General features: G+C 62.5%; 3 protein-coding genes. 1 reads left to right on the top strand and 2 read right to left on the bottom strand.

Features of this window, described 5'->3' with window-relative positions; translation table 11 throughout:
- Positions 1–117: 117 nt before the first annotated feature.
- The gene (locus FCU66_RS40835; RefSeq protein WP_136617371.1) at positions 118–861 is read right to left on the bottom strand and encodes a L,D-transpeptidase; all 744 of its coding nucleotides are present in this window, start codon (positions 859–861) and stop codon (positions 118–120) included.
- Between the two features lie 215 nt (positions 862–1,076).
- Here FCU66_RS40835 and FCU66_RS40830 point away from each other — a divergent pair, with 215 nt between their 5' ends.
- Entirely contained in the window at positions 1,077–1,715 is a 639-nt protein-coding gene (locus FCU66_RS40830) for a DNA-3-methyladenine glycosylase I (protein ID WP_136617372.1), read from the top strand.
- A 56-nt stretch (positions 1,716–1,771) separates the two neighbouring features.
- Here FCU66_RS40830 and FCU66_RS40825 read toward each other — a convergent pair whose 3' ends face one another.
- On the bottom strand, positions 1,772–2,023 hold the full coding sequence (locus FCU66_RS40825; protein ID WP_136617373.1) for a hypothetical protein: 252 nt from the start codon (positions 2,021–2,023) through the stop codon (positions 1,772–1,774).
- Between the last annotated feature and the right edge of the window lie 69 nt (positions 2,024–2,092).

The following is a 2,092-nucleotide window of genomic DNA, read 5'->3' as shown; positions in this document are numbered from 1 at the left end:
CGGTTTCCCGTGCTGCCCTTCCTGACTGGCCGCATCCCCATACGGCCCGTCCCCCGTTGTCTCAGACTGGCCTCGAAAAGCGGATTGCTTTGCCGGCCAAGTGATTCGCAAGAACTATTATATCACCTCGACCGTGGTTCCGACATTGACGCGTTCATAGAGGTCGACGACGTCCTCATTGCGCATGCGGATGCAGCCAGAGGACACCGCGCCGCCGATCGTCCACGGCTGGTTGGTGCCGTGGATGCGGTACTCTGTCGTGCCGAGATAGAGCGCACGCGCGCCAAGCGGGTTCTCCATGCCGCCGGCCAGATAGGTCGGCAAATAGCGGCCTTTGGCGGCTTCGCGCTTGATCATTTCCGCCGGTGGGCGCCAGTCCGGCCATTCGCGCTTGTTGGTGATCTTGTGCGTGCCCGACCACTCGAAGCCGGGTTTGCCGGTGCCGACGCCATAGCGCCGCGCCTTGCCGTTCTTCTCGACAAGGAAGAGGAAATTCTGCGTGGTGTCGATGACGATCGTGCCCGGCTTCTGTGCGCCGTCATAGGCGACTTCCTGCGGCAGGTAGATCGGGTTGATCTGCGGACGCATGACCATGCGCTTGGCCGGCGCCTGCACGCCCGCCGTCTGCACCCGGTCGGGCTGCGCCGGTTGCGCGGTGCGCAGGCGCGGCTGCTGCACGACCTGGCGATTCTGCCGGACGATGCCGGGCGCCTGGCCGAGCTGCAGCACCCAGGGTGCGGAAAGGTCGGGGCTCACCATCACCGGCGGCCTGTCGGCATAGCGGTCGCCGGCGGTTGAGGGTGTGACGCCGGCGGCAAACACAGCCACGGCGCCGAGCACGGGAAACAGAACTGTCTTCATCGGAACGCACCTTGATCGTCGAACACAAAACGGGTGGAAACGTCCGCCCGGTTCGGCGATCATTGGCGCGCAAGCAGCAACCGAAACATGAATCGGAATGCGTAAAATGCACAAGTGTCGGTAAACCTTTTGGTGTGGTTACCGCCGGGTTCAGGAATCTGGTAAAGCCGCAGTAAATGCAGCGCAAAAGCGCATTAACGAACGGATTTTGGCTTATGGACAAAGAAAACACCGGCCTGCTCGCCGGTCCCGATGGTGTCGCGCGCTGCTTCTGGCACGGCAATCTGCCCGACTATCTTCATTATCACGATCATGAATGGGGCCGGCCTGTCGCCGATGACCGCAGGCTGTTCGAAAAGATCTGCCTGGAAGGCTTTCAATCGGGCCTGTCGTGGCTGACGATCCTGCGCAAGCGGGAGAATTTTCGCGAGGCCTTCGCCAATTTCGAATTCGACAAGGTCGCTGCCTTCACCGACAAGGATGTCGAGCGCCTGCTCGGCAATGCCGGTATCATCCGTCATCGCGGCAAGATCATCTCGACCATAAACAACGCCAAGCGCGCCCGCGAAATGGCCGATGAATTCGGCTCGCTGGCCGCCTGGTTCTGGAAGTTCGAACCCGGCAAGGACGAGCGGCCGGTGATCGTCGATCTCGCCCATCTGCGCGCCAACCCGACTACGGCGGTCTCGGTGCGGATTTCGAAGGAGCTGAAGAAGCGCGGCTGGAGCTTCGTGGGCCCAACCACGGTCTACGCCTTCATGCAGGCGATGGGTCTGGTCAACGACCACCTCGAGGGCTGCGTCTGCCGCAAAGAGGTCGAGAAGCAGCGGAAGGCTTTCAGGCGGCCGAAGTAGGGCTTCCCACCTCTCCCTTGTGGGGAGGTCGCGCCGAAGGCGCGGGTGGGATAATTTCAGGTGCCGTTGGCGCTGGCCAGCATAAGGCCGGCGACGATCGCCACCACCGTAGCCACGGTCGGATAGATCACCAGCAGGCCGGTTATCAACGCGTCGCGCATGGATGGACCCTTGCCGGTCTCGGCGGGTATTTCGAACGGGCCGGCAGCCTGGCTGACCATTTTCGGGGCGTGGATGTCGGCCGGGCGCAAGCGTGCGGGCAGTTCGGCATCGCTGTCGATGGCATGGAATCTTGCTGTGCTGGTCATGGCCGCGAACCCCCTCATTTCGGCGCGTTTATCTCTTGCGATTGTGTCGGCACGATGCCGCGCTCATGG

Source organism: Mesorhizobium norvegicum, from assembly GCF_004919685.1.
Taxonomy (GTDB): domain Bacteria; phylum Pseudomonadota; class Alphaproteobacteria; order Rhizobiales; family Rhizobiaceae; genus Mesorhizobium; species Mesorhizobium norvegicum.
This window is presented reverse-complemented; position numbering and strand designations above follow the sequence as displayed.

Bases quoted from the DNA above. Each gene is read 5' to 3' on its own strand.
- FCU66_RS40835 (WP_136617371.1), bottom strand. From the start codon at position 861: ATGAAGACAGTTCTGTTTCCCGTGCTCGGCGCCGTGGCTGTGTTTGCC.
- FCU66_RS40830 (WP_136617372.1), top strand. From the start codon at position 1,077: ATGGACAAAGAAAACACCGGCCTGCTCGCCGGTCCCGATGGTGTCGCG.
- FCU66_RS40825 (WP_136617373.1), bottom strand. From the start codon at position 2,023: ATGACCAGCACAGCAAGATTCCATGCCATCGACAGCGATGCCGAACTG.